Origin of the sequence: Sporosarcina ureae DSM 2281, from assembly GCF_000425545.1 — a bacterium.
GTDB classification, from domain to species: Bacteria; Bacillota; Bacilli; order Bacillales_A; family Planococcaceae; genus Sporosarcina; species Sporosarcina ureae.
Genome location: NZ_AUDQ01000007.1, coordinates 1 through 24,131, shown reverse-complemented (window position 1 = coordinate 24,131; position 24,131 = coordinate 1). Strand labels below are relative to the sequence as shown.

At 41.7% G+C, this 24,131-nt stretch carries 23 protein-coding genes and 1 pseudogene; 5 read left to right on the top strand and 19 right to left on the bottom strand.

Annotation, left to right across the window (positions count from 1 at the left end):
- Positions 1–26 precede the first annotated feature (26 nt).
- The 3 genes from H605_RS0108265 to H605_RS0108255 form a co-directional block, all read right to left on the bottom strand.
- The gene (locus H605_RS0108265; RefSeq protein WP_037561769.1) at positions 27–1,277 is read right to left on the bottom strand and encodes a Y-family DNA polymerase; all 1,251 of its coding nucleotides are present in this window, start codon (positions 1,275–1,277) and stop codon (positions 27–29) included.
- Between the two features lie 201 nt (positions 1,278–1,478).
- Entirely contained in the window at positions 1,479–1,892 is a 414-nt protein-coding gene (locus H605_RS0108260) for a pyridoxamine 5'-phosphate oxidase family protein (protein ID WP_029053784.1), read from the bottom strand.
- Between the two features lie 78 nt (positions 1,893–1,970).
- Positions 1,971–2,723, bottom strand: coding sequence for a DUF2087 domain-containing protein (locus H605_RS0108255; protein WP_029053783.1), 753 nt, complete (start codon positions 2,721–2,723; stop codon positions 1,971–1,973).
- Positions 2,724–2,941: 218 nt separating this feature from the next.
- Between H605_RS0108255 and H605_RS0108250 the strand changes: the two genes are divergently transcribed.
- On the top strand, positions 2,942–3,721 hold the full coding sequence (locus H605_RS0108250) for an NRDE family protein (RefSeq protein WP_029053782.1): 780 nt from the start codon (positions 2,942–2,944) through the stop codon (positions 3,719–3,721).
- A gap of 52 nt (positions 3,722–3,773) precedes the next feature.
- Here the strand turns inward: H605_RS0108250 and H605_RS0108245 are convergent, their stop codons facing one another.
- From H605_RS0108245 to H605_RS0108215, 7 genes and pseudogenes are all read right to left on the bottom strand, one after another.
- On the bottom strand, positions 3,774–4,229 hold the full coding sequence (locus H605_RS0108245; RefSeq protein ID WP_029053781.1) for a helix-turn-helix transcriptional regulator: 456 nt from the start codon (positions 4,227–4,229) through the stop codon (positions 3,774–3,776).
- Positions 4,230–4,444: 215 nt separating this feature from the next.
- Positions 4,445–5,899, bottom strand: a complete 1,455-nt coding sequence (locus H605_RS0108240; RefSeq protein WP_029053780.1) for a carbon starvation CstA family protein — start codon at positions 5,897–5,899, stop codon at positions 4,445–4,447.
- 138 nt (positions 5,900–6,037) lie between these two features.
- Complete coding sequence (locus H605_RS0108235) at positions 6,038–6,766, bottom strand: LytR/AlgR family response regulator transcription factor (RefSeq protein ID WP_029053779.1); 729 nt, start codon at positions 6,764–6,766, stop codon at positions 6,038–6,040.
- Positions 6,732–8,504: a LytS/YhcK type 5TM receptor domain-containing protein gene (locus tag H605_RS17610; RefSeq protein WP_037561767.1), complete on the bottom strand. Its 1,773-nt coding sequence runs from the start codon at positions 8,502–8,504 to the stop codon at positions 6,732–6,734. Before H605_RS17610 ends, H605_RS0108235 begins: the two co-directional genes overlap by 35 nt.
- A gap of 32 nt (positions 8,505–8,536) precedes the next feature.
- Positions 8,537–9,370: a squalene/phytoene synthase family protein gene (locus tag H605_RS0108225; protein ID WP_029053778.1), complete on the bottom strand. Its 834-nt coding sequence runs from the start codon at positions 9,368–9,370 to the stop codon at positions 8,537–8,539.
- A 788-nt stretch (positions 9,371–10,158) separates the two neighbouring features.
- Positions 10,159–11,109: pseudogene (locus H605_RS18390) on the bottom strand (Rpn family recombination-promoting nuclease/putative transposase).
- Between the two features lie 346 nt (positions 11,110–11,455).
- A complete protein-coding gene (locus H605_RS0108215) occupies positions 11,456–12,826 on the bottom strand; it encodes a PepSY-associated TM helix domain-containing protein (protein ID WP_029053777.1) in 1,371 nt (456 codons plus the stop codon).
- Between the two features lie 314 nt (positions 12,827–13,140).
- Here H605_RS0108215 and H605_RS19550 point away from each other — a divergent pair, with 314 nt between their 5' ends.
- From H605_RS19550 to H605_RS0108200, 3 genes are all read left to right on the top strand, one after another.
- Positions 13,141–13,275: a hypothetical protein gene (locus tag H605_RS19550; protein WP_257788252.1), complete on the top strand. Its 135-nt coding sequence runs from the start codon at positions 13,141–13,143 to the stop codon at positions 13,273–13,275.
- A 491-nt stretch (positions 13,276–13,766) separates the two neighbouring features.
- Entirely contained in the window at positions 13,767–14,450 is a 684-nt protein-coding gene (locus H605_RS0108205; RefSeq protein WP_029053776.1) for an MOSC domain-containing protein, read from the top strand.
- A 45-nt stretch (positions 14,451–14,495) separates the two neighbouring features.
- Positions 14,496–15,722, top strand: a complete 1,227-nt coding sequence (locus H605_RS0108200; RefSeq protein ID WP_029053775.1) for an AI-2E family transporter — start codon at positions 14,496–14,498, stop codon at positions 15,720–15,722.
- A 199-nt stretch (positions 15,723–15,921) separates the two neighbouring features.
- Here H605_RS0108200 and H605_RS17600 read toward each other — a convergent pair whose 3' ends face one another.
- A complete protein-coding gene (locus H605_RS17600) occupies positions 15,922–16,290 on the bottom strand; it encodes a spore germination protein GerW family protein (RefSeq protein WP_051210518.1) in 369 nt (122 codons plus the stop codon).
- 292 nt (positions 16,291–16,582) lie between these two features.
- Between H605_RS17600 and H605_RS0108190 the strand changes: the two genes are divergently transcribed.
- The gene (locus H605_RS0108190; protein ID WP_029053774.1) at positions 16,583–16,792 is read left to right on the top strand and encodes a hypothetical protein; all 210 of its coding nucleotides are present in this window, start codon (positions 16,583–16,585) and stop codon (positions 16,790–16,792) included.
- A 382-nt stretch (positions 16,793–17,174) separates the two neighbouring features.
- On the opposite strand, the gene H605_RS0108185 is transcribed toward H605_RS0108190, so the two are convergent.
- From H605_RS0108185 to H605_RS0108150, 8 genes are all read right to left on the bottom strand, one after another.
- Complete coding sequence (locus H605_RS0108185) at positions 17,175–17,627, bottom strand: SgcJ/EcaC family oxidoreductase (protein WP_029053773.1); 453 nt, start codon at positions 17,625–17,627, stop codon at positions 17,175–17,177.
- A 153-nt stretch (positions 17,628–17,780) separates the two neighbouring features.
- Positions 17,781–17,987 (bottom strand): hypothetical protein, encoded by a 207-nt coding sequence (locus H605_RS0108180; protein ID WP_029053772.1) that lies wholly within the window; start codon positions 17,985–17,987, stop codon positions 17,781–17,783.
- 363 nt (positions 17,988–18,350) lie between these two features.
- Complete coding sequence (locus H605_RS0108175; RefSeq protein ID WP_051210528.1) at positions 18,351–19,961, bottom strand: catalase; 1,611 nt, start codon at positions 19,959–19,961, stop codon at positions 18,351–18,353.
- Between the two features lie 320 nt (positions 19,962–20,281).
- Positions 20,282–20,749, bottom strand: a complete 468-nt coding sequence (locus H605_RS0108170; RefSeq protein ID WP_029053770.1) for a DUF305 domain-containing protein — start codon at positions 20,747–20,749, stop codon at positions 20,282–20,284.
- Positions 20,750–21,019: 270 nt separating this feature from the next.
- A complete protein-coding gene (locus H605_RS0108165; protein ID WP_029053769.1) occupies positions 21,020–21,745 on the bottom strand; it encodes an amino acid ABC transporter ATP-binding protein in 726 nt (241 codons plus the stop codon).
- A gap of 14 nt (positions 21,746–21,759) precedes the next feature.
- On the bottom strand, positions 21,760–22,413 hold the full coding sequence (locus tag H605_RS0108160) for an amino acid ABC transporter permease (protein ID WP_232321225.1): 654 nt from the start codon (positions 22,411–22,413) through the stop codon (positions 21,760–21,762).
- Between the two features lie 51 nt (positions 22,414–22,464).
- Positions 22,465–23,289, bottom strand: a complete 825-nt coding sequence (locus H605_RS0108155; RefSeq protein WP_029053767.1) for a transporter substrate-binding domain-containing protein — start codon at positions 23,287–23,289, stop codon at positions 22,465–22,467.
- Between the two features lie 533 nt (positions 23,290–23,822).
- Complete coding sequence (locus H605_RS0108150) at positions 23,823–24,038, bottom strand: integrase core domain-containing protein (protein WP_476715112.1); 216 nt, start codon at positions 24,036–24,038, stop codon at positions 23,823–23,825.
- Positions 24,039–24,131: the final 93 nt, after the last annotated feature.

Below are 24,131 nucleotides of genomic sequence, written 5' to 3'. Positions count from 1 at the left end.
ACTATACGACGTAATTCGACTGATTTTCATTTATAATGACCACCGATTAATTGATTTCTTCTATATGCGGTACCGCCTGGCGTAACGGACACTGCGCGAAGAATAGCAGCAGATCCATACTTCACGCGAATTTCATCCATCACCTGACCGATTTTCTGCTGCTTCCAGTTCATCGGTTCAAATAAACTGAGTTGAAAACTGTCATGTTCTTCGAGATTCGACAAACTGACGGAAATATGGCGCACGGGACGCCCGTCATGGAACGTTTCAAACAACTCCAGGCAGACGCGATAAATCGCCATCGTTTCATTCGTCGCTTCTGGCAATGTTTTTTGACGATTGAAACCGCCACCTAACGCGTGCTTTGAATAACCGAACGACAACGTAATCGTGCGCCCTTTCTTTTTCGCAAGCCGCGCGCGCATCGCCGTATCCTCACACATCTCAAGCATGACGGCCAACACTTCGTCAGTCTTCGTATAATCGCGCAACAATGTCTGGCCTTTGCCGTAACTCAATTGCCCCTCGATTAACACGGAGCCGAGGTCGGAATAATCAATACCGTGCGCATGATAATAGAGTTGATTACCCATCACACCGAACTTCTTCTCCAAATTCTCAAGCGGCGTGTGCGCGAGATCACCGACTGAATAAATGCCCATATCTTCAAGTGTCCGCTCCACACGCTTGCCGATGCCCCACATTTTATGAAGCGGGGCAACAGGCCATAGCTTCTCGGGTACATCTTCATACGTCCAATACGCAATCCCCGTTTTCTTCGCTTCTAGATCTAGTGCAAGTTTCGACAGCAACATATTCGGCCCGACTCCGCACGCTGAACGCAACTCAAATTGCCGGTACAACTCATCCTGAATGCGGAAAATCAACGTCTCAAGAGGTCCCCACAATTTTTCCGTACCCGTAAAGTCGACGAAACTTTCATCGATACTGTACACATGAATCGCTTCTTTTGGCACATAGCGGTTCAACAACCTCGTTAATTCCATCGACACATCGATATAAAACTGCATTTTTGGTTCAATTAAACGAATGCTTGGATCGTCCGGAATCTCATATAGACGCATACCTGTCGTCACACCAAATCGCTTTTTCAATGGCGGCGAAGCAGCCAGTACGACACCGCCTTTTCTTTCGATATTGCCGACAATCGCAATCGGCACTTCCATTACGTCGAGTCCTTCCATTGCCGCGGCACAGCTCGCGTAGAAGCTGCGCATATCGAGGCACGCAATTTTTCTATTCGGTAATGGTTTCATATGGTATTCACCTCTCAAAGGAACACATGTTCTTATGAGTAGTATACCCCCATTTATTGCGTTCAAGCAATGGAAATTCGCGGAATTTGCGTGTATTTGTGGTGATTTCTCCAACTAAACAAAAATACCCCGAAAATCAGAGTGCGACCTCTCACTTTCGGGATATACTATTCAGGTATACTTTTATAATATAGTAATTATTTACAGGGAAATATCTTGAGGGGGTTGGCCTGATTTATTCATCAAACGAATCGCCTCTGGTTCAATTTTCAAAATAACTAAATTCGGATCTTCAGGACCATCAAACCATGCCTTCATATGATCGTTCCAGATCTTCTCTTTTAAGCTTTCGTCATCGGAAATCGTGACACGACCCGAATACTCCACAAATGCATCACCAAATCCTTCGCCTTCATAGCCAAGAAGAATATGCGTATAAGGATGATCTTCGAGCTCATCCACCTTTTCCGTTTTCTTATTAGTAGGTGTATACAAAGTCAAACCATCACTCATGAATGTCATATACCGGCTGTACGGTTTATTGTTGTCCACCGTTGCCATCGTTCCTATCATGCTCTCATCCAAGATTTTCTGTACTGTGTCTTTTGCAGTCATTTATTTCCGCTCCTTTCGCGATTACTCCTAGTCTTCCCACCTCGACATTTTCTAAACCTTAAAAGGATTGCAAGCAACTCACTTCAGCCAATATTGACTGCCATTGCGCGTCTGACCGAAATAGCCGTATTCAATTAAATAATTCCGAAGTGTAATGAAATCTTCATGGATTTCCGAAAGCCGATCGTTCATCTCATGTTTACTGTACGAAATGTCTCCGTCAAAGCGCTTACTAATTTCCTGGACAATAATTCTCCGCTGCTTTTCTGTCGCCGGCATCTCTTTTAACTGGCCGTCGTTTCCTTCAGGGAAAAACGTCCGTAGTATCGCTTGCTGCTCTTCCTCGGCAACCAAATAATCATCGTGGAATAACTGAGATGCTTTATGTGGTGGAATAAACGCCTGCTCGTACAATTCACGTTCTTTCAATAATTCCATCATCGCAAGGAACACTTTCGCCTGCCGTTCTTTTTCTTTTAATGCAAAGCGATGATGCCGCACAGTCGTCGCACTGCCAATCTCCAATTCTTCCTGTATACTTTTATCGCTTTTTCCTTGATAGAATAAACGCAACAGATCACCTTGATGATCGGTAATGCCTGACCATTTCTTATCGAGTTCAAGCAAATACGCAAACACCGACTGATGCGAATGTTCGATATGCACATGCATAAATCGCTCCGCTTCATACAATGCATTCTCGTACGGATAAATGACACCTTTTTCAATTTGTTTACCGCATAATAAACAATTATACGATGTGGAATTTTCTATATACCCTTGCTTTAATTCCGTTAACGAAGCATCCCAAAACGTTTCCGTAAACTCCATGCATCCCACACTCCTATTACATTTTCAGCACCAACAAACAAAATCACTATTTGTTTATCCGTTATGATCTATTATACCTCGTATATACTCTGACTTCAATAGCGAAGCAAACAATACATCGTTTTGTTTACTCTCTAGTTTGCAGCACTACCATACAGTCGCCAAACAAAATCACACGTGATACACTACTTTCATACATACACAAACGGGGTGACATTATGTGTTTACTAGCATTTCAATTACAAAGCCATCCGAAGTATCAACTCGTCATGATGGCGAACCGAGATGAAGCGTACGGACGTCCGACAGCACCAGCCAACTTCTGGAACGATTATCCCGACATTTTAGCAGGGCGCGATCTCGAACAAATGGGCACGTGGCTCGGCATTAATAAACAAGGGAAAGTCGCTGCGCTGACGAATTATCGTGACTTCACGCTACCAGAAACAGGCAAACTCTCACGCGGTCACATCGTATCTTCCTATCTACAATCGGAGCTATCAGCACGCGCATTCATGGAGCAACTGCATACAAACCGAGAGGATTATGCCGGCTGCAACGTACTTGCTGGGTCAGCAAAAGAGATGTATTACTACTCGAACATCGAGCGATCTATCCAACAGTTAACTCACGGTACACACGGACTTAGTAATGCATTTCTAAATACTCCGTGGCCTAAGGTGGATAAAACGAAAGCTTTGCTGGCGGAATATTTGGAACAAACGGAGACGTTCAATCCAGATGTATTATTCGGCATGATGCAACGAGCGGAACGATTTCCGACTGAGCAACTACCTGATACTGGCGTTGGTGAAGATCTCGAGAGTTTACTGTCTTCGATCTTTATTGCGTCAAAAGACTATGGCACACGATGCACAACGGTACTGACAATAGATAGCGAAGATCATGTAGAATTCGAAGAGCGCACATACGAAAAAGGCGTATGTACAACCACTCAAAAATATTCATTTCACATTGAAAAACCGGCTCACTCTTAAAGGAGTACAGCCGGTTTTTATCTGTTTTTCACGTATTATTTTCATATAATAATTAGAGCATGTCCATATACTTTTTGAATTCAGCTAAAGCTTTTTCACGATCCCCCGTACTAAATAAACGCTTATGATCCGCTCCGATTATGCGATAATGTCCACCCGCGGTATGTTGTTGCAACTTATATTGCTGCCATTGCCCCATCTCCGTCCACCAATTGATCGACGCGCTCGCTGCGGTTTCCCGCGAATGAATCTCTGCATGCACTGCCATTTCAGCCAACTCAATTGGATCTTCTCCCATAACCGAGCGCAACAGAGCACTCTCACGAAACAGCGCGCAAACCACTACCGCCGTAGCCCAACCAATTTCCTGTCGGCCTTTCTCTAGCTGCACTAATGTCTTCTTAGAGATGCCTATAATCTCCGCCATTTGATCTTGTGTATAGTTCATTTCTGTCCGAATTAACTTCAAGCGGGGCGACACTAAGTCCATAACCGTCTGCTTATTCAACGCTTTATTCCTCCTTTGCACTAATAGTGTATATTTACACTATTAGTTACTTAAGTGATTTAAGTTGTAATTGAGATGATTATTGTGTATATTTTCCTCATTCGAGTAAATTGGCTTTTAACTCCACTAACAGTGTATCACAATCTAAATTACTATATAAATCTACATAGAAAAACCTGCTGAACCGAAGCTCAACAGGTTGTAAATATAGCGTATTAAATGGTTCTTGTAGAATCCCAGTTTGTAATATCTTCCTCTAGTGGAATCTGTGCAGCTCGAGCTTTTACTGCAGCGTTAAAGAACAGAGCTACTAGGAAGATCGAGATGACAGTCGCTCCAATTAAAGAGACATTCATTGGTAAGCCGAATCCAATGGCTGCGTTTAGTATATACGTCGTCGTCGCCATCAGCATGAACGTCCCAGGTATGAGTGCGACCCAGTAGTTCTTACCGGCAATGAAGAGATACATCGCTCCGACAAATAACGCAATGACGGCCGTGGACTGATTGGCCCAGGAGAAGTAGCGCCATAGGATGTTGAAGTCTATTTGAGTTAAGGCAATCGAGATTGCGAACATCGGAAGTGCAATCCATAGACGGCTCATGATTTTCGCTTGTGGGTACTTAATGTAGTCCGCAATAATCATGCGTGCACTACGGAATGCCGTGTCGCCTGATGTGATAGGTAAGATGATGACACCAATTACCGCAAGTGTTCCTCCAACAGCACCTAGCATCGTGATAGATACTTCGCTCACAATAACTGCTGGTCCGCCAGCTGCAAGTAATTCATTCAATGTTACACCGTTGAACAACGCCATACCAGCCGCTGCCCAGATCATCGCAATAATAGCTTCTGCGATCATCATGCCGTAGAAAATTTTGCGACCTTGGCTTTCATTCTTCGTTGTCCGGGAAATAATCGGAGACTGAGTCGCATGGAAACCAGATAGCGCTCCACATGAAATCGTCAAGAACAATAACGGGAAGATCGGAATATTATCTGGATGTAAGTTCGCAAATGTCAATTCCGGAATCGGAACACCTTTGATGACCATCATGCCTCCGATACCAACTGCACTGATCACCAGTAGTGCGCCGAAGATTGGATAGAAACGACCGATGATTTTATCGATCGGTAATAGTGTGGCCAAAATATAATAAAGGAAAATAAGTGCAAGGATGATTCCCATAGCCATCCAACCATTCATCAGGTTGTACAGCAATCCTGCTGGTGCCGAAACGAATACGGTACCGACTAGAACGAGTAATAAAAGTGCAAATGCGTTGACGACGTGTTTCATAAATTTCCCGAGGAATTTTCCTGCCAGTTCAGGCAAGTGTGCTCCGCGATTTCGAATGGAGATCATTCCTGTCAAATAATCGTGTACAGCGCCTGCGAATATTGCCCCGACGACGATCCAGATAAATGCGACGGGTCCGTATAACGCCCCCATAATCGGGCCAAAAATCGGGCCTACACCTGCGATATTTAGTAATTGAATCAGTGAGTTCTTGCTAGTGCTCATCGGCACATAGTCGACTCCGTCCGCGCTCGTATACGCCGGTGTCGCACGTTCTTCCTTGACGCCGAACATTTTGACGATGTACTTACCATACGTAAAATATCCGACTATTAATAATACAATAGAAAATAAAAATGTAATCATTGCTACTTTCCCTCCCTTAAAGTGATAACGCTTACATTAACTATAATAGAAAGGTGTCCAAATGATGACAAAATCTCGCAACATGTCAGTATCGCGAAGTAAGATGCACTCCGGGAGATTAACATGTTACGAGATTTTTTATCCTTCGAGGCGTTGACGTAATTCTTTGACATAATTTCGGCTAACTGACAATTTCTCCGGACGTTGATCCACTTCTAGTTGATACGCTCCGTTGAACCACGGCGTCAAACTACTGACGTGCACGAGGTTCACGAGAATACTTTTATGGATGCGGAAGAACGATGAATATGTCAATCTGTTCTCAAGTTCTTTCAATGTCATGCGCGTTTCGTAATCTCGCGTAGGTGTAACAATCTTCGTCCAATTTTCTTCCCGGTGTACATAGAGAATGTCGCCAATCGGGATATAGTGGATCTCGCCTTCCATTTCGACCGGCAATCGATCGATTCGTTTCGGTGACGCATCGGTTTTTGGCTGTAGCAACTGTTCCACACGGGCAATCGTCTGCCGCAATTGCTCTTCATCATACGGCTTCAGTAAATAATCGATCGCATGAACACGAAACGCTTCGGCCGCGAATTGCGGATAGGCTGTCGCAAAGACGACCAGCGGTACTTTCTTTAGCGAGCCGAGTGTCCTTGCCACTTCCATGCCATCCACTTTCGGCATTTCTATGTCGAGAAAAACCACGTCCGGCTGCAGTTGCATCGCCTTAATAATCGCTAATTCTCCCGAGTCGGCTTCCCCGACAATCTTCACCCGTTCAAATTGCTCAAGCAAATAAATCATTTCTTCGCGCGCGTACCTTTCATCATCCACGACCAATGCGCGAATCATTTCCGTCATATCCGTTCACCTCCGACTTCGGAATGTAGAATGAAATCTTCGTTCCTTTATTCGGTGTACTTTCTATTGCGAGTCCTGAATTCTTATCAAACGTCATCAGTAAGCGTCGATTGACGTTATACAGACCGAGCCCAGTACCTTTTTCAGACTGAACTTGTTCCTGCCCAAGCACGGCGAGACGCTCAGGACCAATTCCCTCACCGTTGTCCTCCACCATAATATGAATGACGTCTCCACTTTCATGTATCGAAATATGGACCATCGCGTTTGCGTCCAAATCTTTAATACCGTGGGTAATCGCATTTTCAACGATCGGTTGCAACGTCAGTGGCGGAATCTTCTCCTGCATGACGCTCGGATCGACGTCGATACATATCTTCAGTTTATCAATAAAACGCGCTTCTTCAATCATCAAATACGCTTCGACGTGCGCAAGCTCTTGCTGTAACGTAACCATCTTCGCAGTCGTCCCTTCAAGATTCTGACGCAAGAAAAACGACAACGACGACAACGACGACAGCAATTTCCGCGCTTCATCCGGATTTGTCCGTATCAATGAAATGATAATATTCATTGAATTGAACAGGAAATGCGGACTGATCTGCGCTTGCAACGCTTGAATTTCAGCTTCCTTCGCTAGTTGATAAGCATGATCCGCTTCGGCAATTTCAAGTTGGTTGCTGAGTAATTCAGCGAGTCCCGATATTAATTCAATCGTGGCATCCGTAATTGCTTTACGTGAAGGATAGAATAGTTTCAACGTCCCGATCGTTTCACCGCGCGTTTTGAGTGGCGCAATGACGATGGCCCCTGATGCCGAGACACTCGGGTGATCATGCGTGACGGAATCCGTGACAATGAGCCGTCCATCTTGAATTACTTGACGCGTTAAATCCGTCTGAATCGAGCCTTGCATAATCGTGCCTTTGGAGCTGACAAACGCAAGAATATCCGTTTTATCTGTCATCGCGACAGCACCTGGCTGCAACTCGTTCATGAGAATACCGCACACGGCCGAAGCGGTATCTTTTCGCATACCTGTCCGTAAATAGCCAAGCGTCTGATCCGCGATACGTAATGTTTTCTGCGCTTGCAACGCCGTCTTTTTATCCTGATCACTAATAACGTTATACGCAATCAGCATGAATAACGCAGCCCCCATACCGTTTGCTAAAATCATCGGCAAGCCAATCGCTTGTACCAATGCAAACGCTTTCTCAAACGGGTCCGCAATAACAAGAATGAGCAACATCTGCAACGCTTCCGCAGCCGCACCAATCGCGAATGCTAAAAGTGGACTGATGTGCTTGCCCTTCTTATAGAAGTAACCTGCAAGGATTCCAGAAATAATAGTGGAAATCCCACACGAAATAGCCGTGAATCCACCTAAAGACATCCGGTGAATCCCGGCAATGAGTCCAGCACCGATCCCGAGTCGATAGCCACCAAGTAAACCTGCGACGACCACCCCAATCACACGGGAATTCGCAATCGCCTCATCGGTCTGGAGTTGCCACGACATATTTTCAAAATGAAACGTCTGCATATCCAGCGCCACACCGAAATACGTTCCGAAAATGCCAAACAATCCAAAAAAGAGTATCGCTGTCAGCTCTTGCCGACGATCCAATACATCTTGATGGATCATATTTTGGAAAAATCGAAAACGAGTCAGAAGGAAAGCGACCGCCACAATCATTCCGACCCGTTCTAACATAATGATCAGTAAATCTAGCATCGCCATCCTCCATTCACTCGATTACCTATAGGTCATTTTAGAATCGCTTTGTTCACGACCGATACCACTTCGATCCGCGACATCTTCTCGCGTCCTTCTTTAAGTGCATCGAGTGTACTATGCGCTAGCGCCAATGGAATATTACAGAAGTTTAGAATGGTCTTCGTATGAATGTCTTCAATATATGCATCCGCAAGTGCCAAATTCTCTTCCGCATACGCGAACATTTCCGGTAGCTTCCAGTCATTCGGGAAGAAGTTCACGTCACGCACTGCGTCTTCCTTGTAGTTACGAAGAATATTAACAGACTGCAACCCACGGCCAAAGCCTATCGCAAGGTCTCGATCCGTCTCGGTGCCATCATACCAGCGCCAAATATCCGCAAGCATGACGCCCACTAATCCAGCGACAAAGTACGTATAATCATCGAGATCTTCACGCGTCTCGATCACCCAGTCCTTACCTGCCCACTCCGCCATGCCACGCCCCATGATCGCAGTCGATTCGAGTACTTTATTACGTGCCGTTTCCGGACAGAACTCTACCCAGTCAGCTAAGCGTAACGTCACTTCAGGCAACTGATCACGATATGGTGCGAACAATTCGTCCAATGCAGACGCCATCGATTCACCTGTTGCAATTGTGTGATCCAGTATGTCGCTTACTTTATTCAATAAGTCGATGACGATCGTCACGTCTAGTTGTTCATGATCTTCGATTTCGTCGATTGCACGCATACACAGGTACGCAGACGCAACAGCTTCTCTAACGTTTGATTCGAGTAATTTAATTGGTATGTAGAATGTACGGCTTGTCTCTTTTAGGACTTTCATTGCTTCTTTTTGTAGTTTCGCTTCGGTTTTCATGTAAGGTTCCCTCCATCAATCTTTGCACAGGTAGTGATTATATAGAATGTGTTTATTATAGCATTGATTGGGTTTGGGGTGCGAGTGGGGAGGTGCTGGAGGTGGAAAAGCTGGATTGCAGTCAATGAAATGAGAAGGGTTTTAGCGCTGTTTCGCTCCCCTGGAATGTATTTAATTATTAGCGAGTGGTCTACTAGCATAAATGATGTTCCGACTTCAATCAGCTGGAAATACTGACTACGAAAGACATTGACCAATTCCTGGTGATCATTATACACATATCCAGATGATATATAGATTCTACTGGAGATTAATTCCGTTAGAAAAGTTGATATTTTATCAATGGTCGCAGGCAAACTCAAAAAGATGTAGGAAGTTATTGTATTGATGTCGTGTTTTTGCAAAGAGAGAGAAGTATTTCGCTTAAAGGTGGAGGGCGATGTAGGGGCAGACGTCAACTGATGTGATGAATGCTACAGTAACTTTGATTATGACGCTGTAAGTTTGTAGGTAAGAAGTATATTGAAATATAATTGAAAACCGACACACTTAAACGGTAGGGGTAGTTGGTTTATTTTCGAGTCTCTTAAGACGTACCTGTTCGTCAAGTTTACAAGTTTGTTTTATTAAGAATGGTTAATTAGATAGTAATAATTGTTTTTCACCCCCACCTCAATAATAAAAAGACATCTACTCTCCCCTATAACAGGTCGAAAGTAAGCGTCTTATCAACTATGCCGTGTATATAAAGTGCCGGTTCCGAAACATTGAAATTCATTAGCTACAAATTACAATCCTAATTCTGCTTTCATCTCTTGTACACGCTCTAACGATAACCCCGTTGTTTCAACTACGAGTTCAATATCCAGATCCTTCAGTAGAAGTTTACGTGCTATATGTTCCTTTTCCTCTGTTTTTCCTTGCTCTATTCCTTGTTCTATTCCTCGTTCCGTTGCTCTTTTTTCAGCAACTTCTAATCTCCACTTTGCTTCATTGACCGCAGCTTCCTGATCTAGAACCTGTTTCAAGCGCACTTCATAAGCAAGTCGTTCTTCCGAATTGAGGCTCATTTCATTCCAACTCGAAAATGCTTCTTGTAAATGTTTGTCAGTCATCGCAATCGCCTCCAGTTCTTTGTATATGTCTTCGTAAATATGTTGTTTCCGCTGATCCACTATACTCAACAGAAGCAACCAACGAGCCAATACATCACTCCACGGATCCAACTTTTCATCATACCAATGCGCAAGTAGCTTAGGTATTTCAATGAAATGTAACTCCAATCCGTCCGCTATACGAAATTTCTTTTCATCCTCGTGTAAATGATACGCATCGGTTTGCGTAATCAAGTCAAAGTTTAAGATGTTCATCATGATCGTAGGTTGTAGCGTCTTGTATGCCAATCCTTTTTTATTTTGCTCACTGTATAATCTGGCCCAATAATAGAGACTTCTATTGACCATGTCGTATTGGTTGGTAAATTGCATTTCAATATTAATAGGATGTCCGTCTTGCGTGGCGACAAGAATATCCAGACGCGATAGCTTGTCGTCTTCATATACCGCGCCGATTTCCGGATTTCTGAAGGTTACTTCTTTAATGGAATCCCGGTCGGTTCGTTAGAGAATGGCATTCAGAAAAACAATCGTAATTGCTTTGTTCTTCTCGCTACCAAACAATTCTTTAAACGCAAAATCAATTTTCAAATCGACTAGATTCTTTAAATAAATACGTTTCATTGCCCGCTTGTTCATGTATTTTCCTCACACTTCTTAGAATAAAGTATATCATTTTTCCGATGACTTTTCTAACTGTTCTGTTAGTAGCTGTATTGAAATCAGCATATGACAAGAACAGAAAATCGTCAAAACCTGGAAATTGAATTGTGTAAGGGAGAGAATGCGGTAGATATGAGGAATTTGATATCGAGAATTCGTTTTTGAGGTGTTTTTGAAGGCGAAATTGAATTGTTCATATTTTTATAAAAGAATGTAGTAGCTCTCTGACTGCGACGAAACAGAACTTAAAAAAAGCTACCTAGAGTCAACGTACTGACTTCCTAGGCAGCGTCTTCTATTTTCACTATTACTCAGTCCGCATATCACCTTTCCCACGATGAAACAAATACAAAATCCCTTCGATCGCAAGTACGACCAACAATGAAATCCCGAAGAGCGGCATGATGACACCTAAGATCACCATCAGCACAACAAACCCTATCGAAATTTTACTCGTCGTCTTAGGTGGTGCCGAAATATTTCCATTCCTCTTGCGCGACAACCACATCTTGAAGCCATAGAATATGAGGAATAAAAATGCGAGGCAGACAATTACATTGATAATTTTATTCGGCAAGCCAAACAGATGACCCTCGTGCAGAGGAATTCCCCACGTAAACCACTTCGCCAAGATTCCATACTCCTCGTAGCCTACTTTGGAAATCAAATTGCCGCTGTATTGATCGAAATAAGAAGTCATCTCTTCAGAAGGATGTACATCTAACCCTGTTACTCCGGTGTTACTACCTTTGGATACCGTGAACACACCATCTTCAGAAAACGGATAGACGATTGAATACGGTTTCGAAATCCTTTCATCCTGTACTTTCCCCATCAATTCTTCAACAGAAATCCCGTTATGGCCCATATCCATTCCAGGCATTTCCCCATTCCCACCGTGATGCGCGTGAGGATCCGGTTTTTCGGATGTAGGGGCTGCTTCTTTACGAGTTGCCCAAGGAATCTCACTCATATCAGAAGTAGGTGGCTGTTGTTTTAGCAACGGCGTTCCGATAGAAGGATGTTCTTGAGAGGCAGTATAGATGAAATTCCCCATGAATGCGGACCAAGGAAGACCTGTAAAAATGAGAATAATCATGGGAATAGTGATGATTGTACCGATTAACGCATGAATCCGTTTAAATTGAAGTCGTCGTGTCGATTTCTTCGGTTTCTTCAGCGCACGACTTTTGAATGTCATATACAGTCCAGAAAATAATAAAAAGATTGCCCAGCATGCAGCTAATTCAACTAAGTAATTGACGACAGTTCCGCCAACGAAAAGTGAACTATGAACATTTCTCATAATATTGGCGTACGTATACTTTGGATTTTGAGAGCCGACTATTTCGTTATGGTCATCTAAAAATACGTATTTCTCTTCGCCTGACTCGGACTTCAATGTCAGCCTCGTATTATACGGCTCGTCCATGATCATAATCTTCGAAACTTCAAATCCTTTGTTCTCCTGTTTCACAAGAGAAACTCCTTCGTCGATCGTCAGTTGGGACGTTTCTTCGCTAGTACCAAAGAAAAGATCCTTGTACGCAACGTTTTCCACATCATTGTAAAACAAGTACCCAATTCCGCTCAGCGTAAGCGTAATTAGAAGTGGAGCCATGAACAATGCACCAAAGAAGTGCCATCTCCAAAAACGATTGTATGTACCTTTTTTCATCGTGTCCCCTCCTCATCTAGTTAGTTATCATTTTATAGCTAACGTAATCGATCTCATTTTGGATCACAATATCTTCAACATTATGGGCCTTTTTAAAGAATGAAGTGAACGAAAGCATGATCCATTGCATATAAGCTTATGTAATTAAACCAGGAAGATATGAACTATAAATGAATTAAAGAACATTTTTTATTTTCTATTATTCAGTACCAAGGACTCCTTTATTAATGGTAAGTAGATTCTTTTTCTAATTTGAATACTTTTTAAACAAGAGGGTAGAAAGTAAAGAGGTGATTTAAGAGGAGTGAAGCAGGATGAAACATGTATTTGTATTGGGTGGAACTGAATTGCTTGGATTTGAAACTATAAAAGAATTATTGATGCAGGGATTAGTCCACGCTACCACGATAGGCAAACAACTGCTTACTATTCCGGCAAATACGGACTAAGTATGGGCATCGACTGACAATACACTATATACACGAGCGAGAGGTTATGCCTTGGCTCGGTCTTCTAGCAATGAATCGTCTTAAAGTATGTATGTGAAAGCTAAGTAGGCTTCCAACTGTCAACGGATGTTTAGCAATGCAGGATAGGAAAGGCCATGTACATCTGAGACGCTTACTCCTTCGTTCCATTCTATAATTCTTCGATAAAGTGTCATGACAACGATGGAAGCTATGTCATCCAACTTTCTTTTGGATCTGGTTGTAACGTAGATCGTTTTCATTTCGTCAGGCTTAGCTTCTTATATAGTTTGTGGCGTATGGTTTTCTTTCATTTTACAGTCTGGCGTACTCTCTCTAGTTTACTAGTTTGAACAGGTGTAGAAGTGTTGGATAAAGACGAAGAGTAGATCCCGAAAGATATTTAACAAGTTCTAGTGATAGTGATACACTTATATCCAAGTGATATATTGATTGTGCTGGGGGGTGATTCCATGAATAAGGTGGAGATTCTTTCATTAAATGTAGGGAAACCTAAAGATATCGTTTTTGGAAAGAAATCTGTTACGACCGGCTTTTTCAAAGAGCGGGTGCAGCAAGCGGTTTTTTTATCCTCTGTACACTTCATTGGAGATGGTCAGGGAGATCTCGTTCATCACGGTGGTGTTCATAAAGCAGTTTGTGTGTATCCATGTAAACATTATCCTCATTGGGAACGCACATTGGAGAGGACACTTCCGTACGGAGCGTTCGGCGAAAACCTTACTATAACTGGGATGACAGAGGAAGATGTTTGTATTGGTGACTCCTTTCAGCTTGGCGAAGCGATTGTTCAAGTGAGTCAGCCTCGCCAGCCTTGTTTTAAGTTGGCGCTTGTCTATGACCGAAAAGATTTGCCGCTTCTTGTACAGGATACAGGTTTTACAGGCTTTTATTTCCGCGTGTTGCAAGAAGGGTTGGTTTCGCCGACCGATCGGTTAGTTCCGTTAACACGCCAAGCACATGCTATTTCAGTAGCTGAAGCGAATCGGCTGATGCATCAGGACAAGCATGACTGGGAATCGGTGCGTCGATTGCTGGAAGTTGAAGAGTTGTCCCCTAGCTGGCGGAAGACTTTTGAAAAGCGGTTGGCGGGTCAAGACGTAGATACTAGCGAACGGATTTCTGGTGAGACATAAGATGGATGTTGAATCCAAGTTATTTCACGAGAAGAGGTGCAAGACATGGAAAATGATAAAATACGAACTATGACTACTTGGTTCCGAAACTGGTTTTTGGATAATAAAGTAGTCGCTATATTATTGATATCATTAGTCATTTTATTGAACTTACTAGTTTTTTCGAAAGTTATGCATATGTTTCATTTTGTAAAAGAGTTTCTCGGTGTAGTGGCATTACCTATCATCATGGCGGGGATTCTATTTTATCTAGTAAATCCATTGATCGATATGATGGAAAGAAAGAAAATCAAGCGTGTTTGGGGAATTGCACTAGTCTTCATGGTCATCAGTGGATTAGTGGCATGGGGCGTGATCATCCTCATTCCGATTATACGCGAGCAAGCTACCAGCCTCATTCAAAACTGGCCGGAATATTGGACTCAATTATTGGCACAATTTGAGAGCTTATTAAGTAGTAATTTATTTTCTCAATTGCAAGGTAAGTTGGACGATATCGATCAAAGTATTATAGACTCGATAACAGAACAATCGAAAGGCTTTATGGATTCTGCTTTCTCGGGTATCGGTAGCGTACTCGGAACTGTGACCAATGTGGTCATCGCATTGCTCACTATGCCGATTCTTTTATTCTTTTTATTGAAAGACGGACGTGATTTACCGTATCATACGATGAAACTGTTGCCGACGAAGATGCGTGCCACTACGTATCGAGTATTAAAAGAAATTAATACGAAAATCAGTCAATATATCCGTGGGCAATTAGTAGTAGCATTTTTTGTAGGATTGATGTTCTGGATTGGTTTAGCGATTGTCGGCCTTGAGTATGCCGTTCTACTTGCGATCGTAGCAGGAGTCCTAAACTTAGTTCCTTATTTAGGATCGTTCCTTGCGATTATACCGATTGTCATTATTGCATTAGCATCTTCACCTTTCATGTTGGTGAAAGTCATTATTGTGTTTGCCGTTGAACAAGCACTTGAAGGCAGATTGATCCAACCGTTGATTTTGGGCAGTAATTTAAAAATACATCCCGTAACTATTATTATCGTATTGCTGACAGCTGGGAAATTATTCGGCGTGCCAGGTGTTATACTAGGAATTCCAGCTTATGCTGTTATTAAGGTAATTGTCGAGCATATCTTTACATGGTATAAATCCTATTCGGGTCTATATGTAGAGCCCTACAACCCTGCACCTACGCCGAATGTTCCCATTGAAAAAAGGAAAGTGAAGAAGCGCAAGGGTTTTAATTTATGGAAAAAGCGTTAGATTATGCTGCTCACGGAAAAGTACAAGCCCGAAATGAGACAGCTCCTCTTTCCATAGTCCATAGGGTGTTGAATAATAGAGCGTGTCTTCTAGGTTAGTAAGTTACCTAGAAGACACGCTCTAAAAGTTTTGATTTCAAAAATTAGATTAGCGTAATGAATGGAACAAATCGAACAGCTATAACTTTTTCGAGCTTCGTTCATTTCCCCTTGCAAAGTGCCAATAAACCTAGAACTCCACCAACAACCACAGTCAACGCAGTGAGTTTCTTCACATCCAACGTAGACTCAAACTTCACCTGGTCTGGTGTAATTACATAGACGCCAATGGGTTTAATTGTAAAAGCACCGCCTCCACCTTCCCCTCCACTACCGTCACCACCCCCACCTACTGCATATTTAACTTTCGCCACAGGGACTACTTTTTGCAAACCAAGTTCAATCGGTTCTCCGTATATGAAGGTCACGTCTTTTTGGTTGGCAAATTTATTAAAAATCGTTTTAACAGGTGTTTCGATATACTCTTTCTTCCCAGCATTCTCGTTCGATTGAGCTTGTCCTTTATTCATGTATATTCCCTCCTACTTTACTCATTCGCCTTTTTCGATCAATCACCTTCAATCTATATGCTTCAATGAATCCAATCAGTCATCCAATACGCAGAGCAGATATTCGTCAGCAACATGGAAATCAGAGCGACTCGAGCCAAACTCTCGTTTTTGTTTAAGTAATGATGTTTAATCAAATAGTCATAGTTTTTTCACATCGATACCAAATGTCAATATTTAGATAGGAAGTATGAATCATGAATTCACAAGAAAAATTAGAAGATATTCGTAAAACTGTTATACTTAACGCCGCTTGAAAAAGTATGGCATTGCTGCATGGTGGATGCCATATTCACTTAAACCAATTGTAGGATATGAATTTGCACTTCATACAGAGCAATTTGGAGACTCACCTTGTAAAGTATCCGAATTTGAACAACCTCACACAGTTGTTCGTGGATTTATGGAGAGCGGTTGGGAACGTATTGTAAAAGAGAAACTTCCTGCCGTACTAAAGGCTTAAGTGTGGAGAAATCATCTAAGCAAGATATTTCCCAAGCAATTTCTGATCCAACTCGTCGTAGTCTGTTAAAATTGCTTGCTGAAAAAGAATGATCCATAACTGATAGTGTGGAGTTCTATCATTTAAGCCGTACAGCAGTAAATCAGCATCTTCACATTCTCTTTAATGCGAGGCTTGTTAGACGTCAGAAGTGGGACATGAAATCCGCTATACGCTTACTTCCGAACCATTGATTGAATTGAGGGACTGGCTTAGTTTCTTTGGACCATATTGGGACGAAAACCTGCTCGCTCTTAAAGGATATATAGAGATAGATAATGATTAGCACGAAGTAAAGTTTCTCCACTTCATGGCCAAAATACATGACGCGGTTACGACTTTATCATTCGTTAATTAATCGCCTTAACTCATCTGTCATTTGCTCAACTAGTTCTGGTCTCCCATGAAATTGAGCGGGCGTATTTTGGAAGAGCTCAATTTTCCAATTACCGTCTTTGTTAACTGTGACAAGAGTTTGAAGGGCGTTTACTGTGGGCTCAATATCTGTTTTTCCAGGTGGAATCATCCCTGCGATAGCTTGTACTATTGCCGTATCTGTTCCTACTGCCCGAACGTCTTTTACTTTAGTTACAAAAGGGGCAGTGGGGTGATTTTCAAAGATGGATGCGAGATGCGATAAGATATCTTCTCGTCCAACCATTTTGCTTCCATCAAAACCAATTTGAATTCCTTGTTCTGTAAATAGTTCAGCCATTCCTTTTGCATCACGGTTGTTCCACGTGTCTATTAATCTTCGATAAAGACTATTGATTTCATCTATTTTAGAAATATTCATACACTGTGCCCCCCTTTTACATAGTATGATTTTTCGTATTTCGCTCGTTGAACAACGGTAGCCACTACATACTTCACTATAAATAACTACTTGCATTTTTTGAAAAATAACTACTACTCTACGTGCGATGCTAGATCATGCTCTAATTTAAGATTAATTGGCATGTGATTTCGATTTGATTATCCGTTCACTAATAAACCCCATGACTATGCCAACACCGATCGGTACTAGTGAAATCTCAGTATGCGAGAGTGAAATATTAAATATAAGACTATCTATATTCGCTATAAAGCCTATGATATAGAGTACTATCATCGTTCCAAATGAAACTATTAATGGAATCCAAAAGGTCTTATTCACAACTTCACCTCCCCATCTTTTTAGCGGGTTGTAAGTGATATTTTTATCATGAAAACAAGTATTCTACTCTAGTTCCACTTGCATCTTTTGCATATGTTACTCATTCCGTGCAATCGCCTACAGACACTACTTAGTATAAAGTATATCATTTCTCCATTGAATATTCTAACTACTCTGTCATTTACTTTATTAAACTCTGCATAAAACCGTCAAAGTGATAAATAGGATTGGAAAATGAAAAAAACATCTATATACGATACAAATGTAGTTGCTTGCACAATCACATTTGTTTCCTATACAGATGCTACTCACTCTTCATTCACACCATATTTCAGCTTAGATAAAAGACGCTAAACCTTTTCATCAATAAGGATCTGCTTCATGGCCTTTGTCCACTGCATCTTTCACAGCCGTTTTAGAATCAGGTGTGCCCTGTCCAAATTTTGATTGACCTGACTCACGACCAGGGATGTTAGGTTCTGCCGCCGATCCTTCCAGTTCTTTTATTTTCTGTTCAATACCCGCTTGTACAAGACGCCCGTATTCATAATCCGCTTGCGTAAAGTGTTCGATCATCGCTTTTTGTATGCGTACATCACACGCTGCGAGCGCATCGGAAAGATTATTGATTAATTCCTCTCGTTCCCATTCTTCAAACTGTCGGAACGTCTCGCCTGCTTGCCCATAATTATTCGGTCGGTCAATTGGCGCGCTCATTGCCGCTGCGTTATACGTAGGTCTGTGCGGAGGCCGGCTTTCCCCTGTTGCTTCTCGAAATCCACCGAGCATGGATGGTTCATAATTAATATGTGGATTGTCTCCCGACTCGTTGGCGTCGCGTTGGTCCATTTGACCACGTTGCTGGTTTGTCCGGACCTCTCTTTTCGGTGCATTTACAGGCAACTGGAGATAATTCGTGCCGATTCGATGACGTTGTGTATCGGAATACGAGAATGTACGGCCTTGAAGCATTTTATCGTCTGAAAAATCCATTCCATCTACAAGTACTCCAGTTCCAAAAGCCGCTTGCTCAATGTCCATATGGAAGTCATCAGGGTTGCGATCTAACACCATCTTCCCTACTGGCAGCCAAGGAAACTGTTCTTCCGGCCAAAGCTTTGTATTATCAAGCGGATCAAAATCCAATTCTGGGTGATACCCATCTTCCATAATTTGCACAAAAAGTTCCCATTCAGGGTACTCTTTACGTTCGATTGCTTCAGATAAATCTTGCGTCGCATGTGCAACGTTTTTTGCCTGTACCGCATCGGCATCTTCCTGTGTTAAATTACGGATACCTTGCTTTGGCTCCCAATGATACTTCACTAGAACCGCTTCGCCTTTGTCATTGACCCACTTGTATGTATTCACACCTGAGCCTTGCATGTGACGATACGTTGCGGGAATGCCCCATGGTGAAAACAAAAATGTGATCATATGAATAGATTCTGGCGATCGAGACACAAAATCAAACATGCGTTGCGGATGCGGTATATTGGAAGCTGGATCAGCTTTGAATGCGTGAATCATATCAGGGAACTTCATCGCATCCCGAATGAAAAATATCTTCAAATTATTTCCCACTAAGTCCCAGTTGCCATCTTCTGTATACATCTTCACCGCAAAGCCTCGCGGATCTCGTGCCGTTTCGGGCGAATCTTTAGCACCCGCTACAGTAGAGAAACGTGCGACTAAAGGCGTTCTTTTTCCAGCACCCGAAAACACTTTGGCACGGGTGTACTTTTCAACGGGCTCATTCCCAGCTTTCCCATATGTCTCAAAGTAACCAAACGCACCCGAGCCTCTTGCATGGACTACTCGTTCAGGTATTTCCTCACGATCAAAATGAGAGATTTTTTCGATAAAATGATAATTCTCTAGCGTAGCAGGGCCACGGTCGCCAATTGTTCTGATGTTTTGATTGTCCTGGACGGGATGCCCTTGGCGCGTCGTAAGTATTTCTCGCTCTTCCATTTGACCGTCATTCTTTTTAGGTTGTTTCTTTTCCACTGTATTCCTCCTCAACAAAGTGCTTGCTATTTCTCCTGACAGTATGGCCAGAATCATCAGAAGTTAATCACATATACTTCGAGTGAAAATCCGTTCTATTGCTCCGCTAGATTAGCTAAAATAGCATCGGTATATATTTCGAAAGCTTCAACGTTTCCTGGGAAATCTCTTACGTACAGATCTTATTCAGGAGTCTCCATATCTCTCGCTATATTCTTTAGAAATTTTACATAATAAAAAGTACCGATTTCTTACACTTTAAGAAACCGGTACGTTCAGTGCGCTTAGTCTTCCTTCTTCTCATCTTTCTTCTTCAAATCGTCAATCAGCTCTTTCATTTCTTTAATTTCTTTTCTCTGCGTTTCAATGATTCCATCCGCTAAATCTTTTACACGCGGGTCAGAAATATTTGCTCGTTCGCTAGTCAAAATCGCGATGGAATGATGAGGTATCATCGCTTTCATCCAGGAAGTGTCGTCTACTGTGGTCTGACTTCGGATTAAAAATAAAGATAAAGCGAATATGATGACGCTTGCCGCCATGATCCCCGCATTCATCTTTTTATTCTCATACATTTTCCACATATACCCCATCATGATCACCGCCATCACAGCCCCCATCAACAAGGCCATATACAGACGTGTTTCACTAAAAAACACGTGATCGAATGCATAGGTGTTTACGTACATGAGTCCAAACATCACAACAGTAGAGGTTGCAATCATAGCTAAAAATCTTCCGTAACTTTTCATAAATTGTATTTCTCCTTTCTGTTTCACAATGTAATGTCTTACAAAATAGGTGATCTGTAGACTAGTAGAAGTTTTCTATATACATCTTTACTTTTATTTTGCCCTTTAGTTGTCCAATAAAACGCAAATAGAATAACTCCTTAAAAACTCCTAATTTAGCAACCATGAAGTTTCTTTACACGTAATAAAAGAGGTACCAGAAACCTGAACATGGAGCTGTTCGGGAATCTAGTACCTCTTGTAAAATTCGAAATAGAGCTTTGATTGATCTTAAACGTCCACCATTTCTAAAAATTGCAGTGTTCGTTCATTTGTCGAGTGATTGAAGAATGTCTCTGCATCAGAATCTTCGATGATGACTCCTTCGTCTAGCATAATCACTCGATCTGCAACATTTTTTGCAAACTTCATTTCGTGCGTAACAACGATCATCGTCATCCCTTCCTCCGCTAAGTTTTGCATGACTTGCAACACTTCCCCAACAAGTTCAGGGTCTAAAGCAGAAGTTGGTTCGTCGAATAATAAGACTTTCGGTTCCATGGCAAGTGCTCGAGCGATCGCAACACGTTGTTTTTGACCACCAGATAATTTATTAGGATAGACTGCTGCTTTTTCGGATAGCCCTACCTTTTTTAATATCTCGTGGGCCATCTTCTTCACTTGTACTTTGTCCATTTTCTTGACCATTAAAGGCGCTTCCATCACATTCTCTAAGACGGTTTTGTGCGGAAATAAATTAAAGTGTTGAAACACCATTCCCACTTCCGCTCGGATCTTGGCTAAATTGTCTTTCTTCTGATTGACTTGCTTTCCATCAATTGTGATTACGCCTTCATTTGTCAATTCCAAAAAGTTTAAACACCGCAAGAAGGTACTCTTTCCTGAACCACTGACCCCGATGAGAACCACCACTTCTCCACGGTGCACTTCCATATCGATACCTTTTAACACTTTCAAATCTCCAAATGACTTGTGAATATTTTCTGCTTTTATCATCGTATCTGCCCCCATTATTTATCCACATCCAATTTGTTCTCATACCATCTTAATAGAGCGCTAAAAATAAGAACGAGAATAAGATAATAAAGACCCACTACGAGAAACGTTTCGAATTGTTTAAAGTTAGAAGCAGCTACACGATTTGCCACGCCAAACATTTCAGATACACCAATGACATAGACTAATGACGAATCTTTTAATGTAATGATGAATTGATTTCCGAGCGGCGGAATCGCACGACGTAAAGCTTGCGGAAAGACGATCCGTCTCATCGTCAATGAACTATTCATCCCTAGTGCAAGACTTGCTTCGCGTTGCCCTTTGTCAATTCCTTGAATAGATCCACGGAAAATTTCTGCAATGTACGCACCGTTGTGGACACCTAATGCAATGGCACCTGCCCAAAAGTTATCTAAAACAATAATGGATGTGATACCGAAGTATAGGAACATAATCTGAACAATTAACGGTGTTCCTCGAATTAGCGTAATATAAATATTTGCGATCGTCTGCAGTATTTTGGAGTTTGAAATTTTCATTAGGGCAAAAATGACACCTAAGACCACTCCGATTACAACTGCGATCGCCGTGATTTCGATGGTTAGTAAACCTGCTTGTAAAAATCCTTTGTACGTATTTTTGAATACGTCATAAAATGTAATCAAAAACTCAGGCACCGGCACACCAACTTTCTAAAAAATGGGTGGAGATTATATTTACTCCAATAACTCGACACCTTCTAAATCAATATCAAGTAAATTACGACCGAACCATTTATTTGAGATTTCCTCATACGTCCCATCGTCAATCATCTTTTGTAATGCCTCATCAAGCGCTTTTGTTAATTCTGGATTTTCTTTATTCACCGCGACGGAAGGTTGTTCTACCCACATCGGCTTGTCGACCTCTTTGATTTCAAATCCGTTTTCTATCGCTTCATAGCCCACGATGTCCGCGGTGATCACTGCATCTAAACGATCTTTAACGGTTAAATCTTTTAATGCTACTACATCACTACTGTAATACTGGATATCGTCCGACAATTCTTTAGCAGGTTCTTCATATGTGGACTGAGCTACTACACCAATTTTCTTGCCATTTAAATCTTCAGGAGATGTAATTTCGTTATTATTCTTTGCAACGAAAATCATTCCACCCGAATAATAGTAAGGCTCGGTGAAGTCCGCTTGCTTTGCACGTTCTTTTGTATACGCCATAGAACCAATAATTGCATCAAACTTATTCCCAACTAGCCCTTGTAAAATCGTTTCAAATGGATTCGTCACGGGGTTCGCTTCAAGTCCCATTTTCTCAGCAAGCGCATTTCCGATTTCTATATCAAAGCCTGTAAGTGTACCGTCTTCTTCAAAACTAAATGGTTTGTACAGCCCGCTTGCAGCAAATGTGAATTTTCCTTCATTCACTAATTTATAGCCCTGATCTTCAGTACCTTCAGATGCTTTCTCATCATCGGTACCACAAGCGGCAAGTACTAATACAGATACAGCTAGTAGTACGATCATCAGTATGAATTTCTTCATTTTCCAAAACTCCCTTTTTAGTTAGCAACATCGCTAATTTTTACATTTCATGAATGATTTCTTTTTTAGTGAAATTTTCTATTACGAGACGTGCTTTTATTTCTGAAGTGAGGGTATGGATTTGTTTCGAGGCTATTTTTCGTTTTGAAACCGCTTACAACGAATGGTGGTCGGAGCGATCATTTCATTCTATTATTATACCTTTCCTCCTTTTCATCGAGACTCATTACATACTAACCTCAAAAAGAATTCATCATATAACCGAAGTGAACTTCGAATCTTTATTACTCTCTCCTCACTTTCTAACTAGTAAGTTATTTACTATTAAACCATGATATCATAGAAAAGTGAACGTTTAATCATATATTCACATAATCTTTTTATTCATAGCAATAAATACACTATTTATTTTTTTACTATGTTACGCTTATATAACTGCCTATACTATTTAATGAGTTCATTAAAAAAGGTACACTTGTACATCCCCAATGTAGACTGACCTAGCGATATGAGACACATATAAAACACCATGATTAGGCTGCTTTGACACCATATTTTATCGGTGTCAGGTAGCCTAATTTTTCTTGGATACGTTCTTCATTATAATAATTTAAATAGGCAATTACTCGTTCAACTACAATATTATTGCGTAATGAATTAAATTTAACGTATTGAAATTCTTCAGATTTCAGACTCGAATGAAATGATTCAATCACCGCATTGTCCCAACAGTTTCCTCGACGTGACATGCTGCCGATCAGGTCGTTATCCTTGATATAGGCTTGATACGCGTATGACGTATACACACTCCCTTGATCCGAATGTATAATCACTCCTGTGGG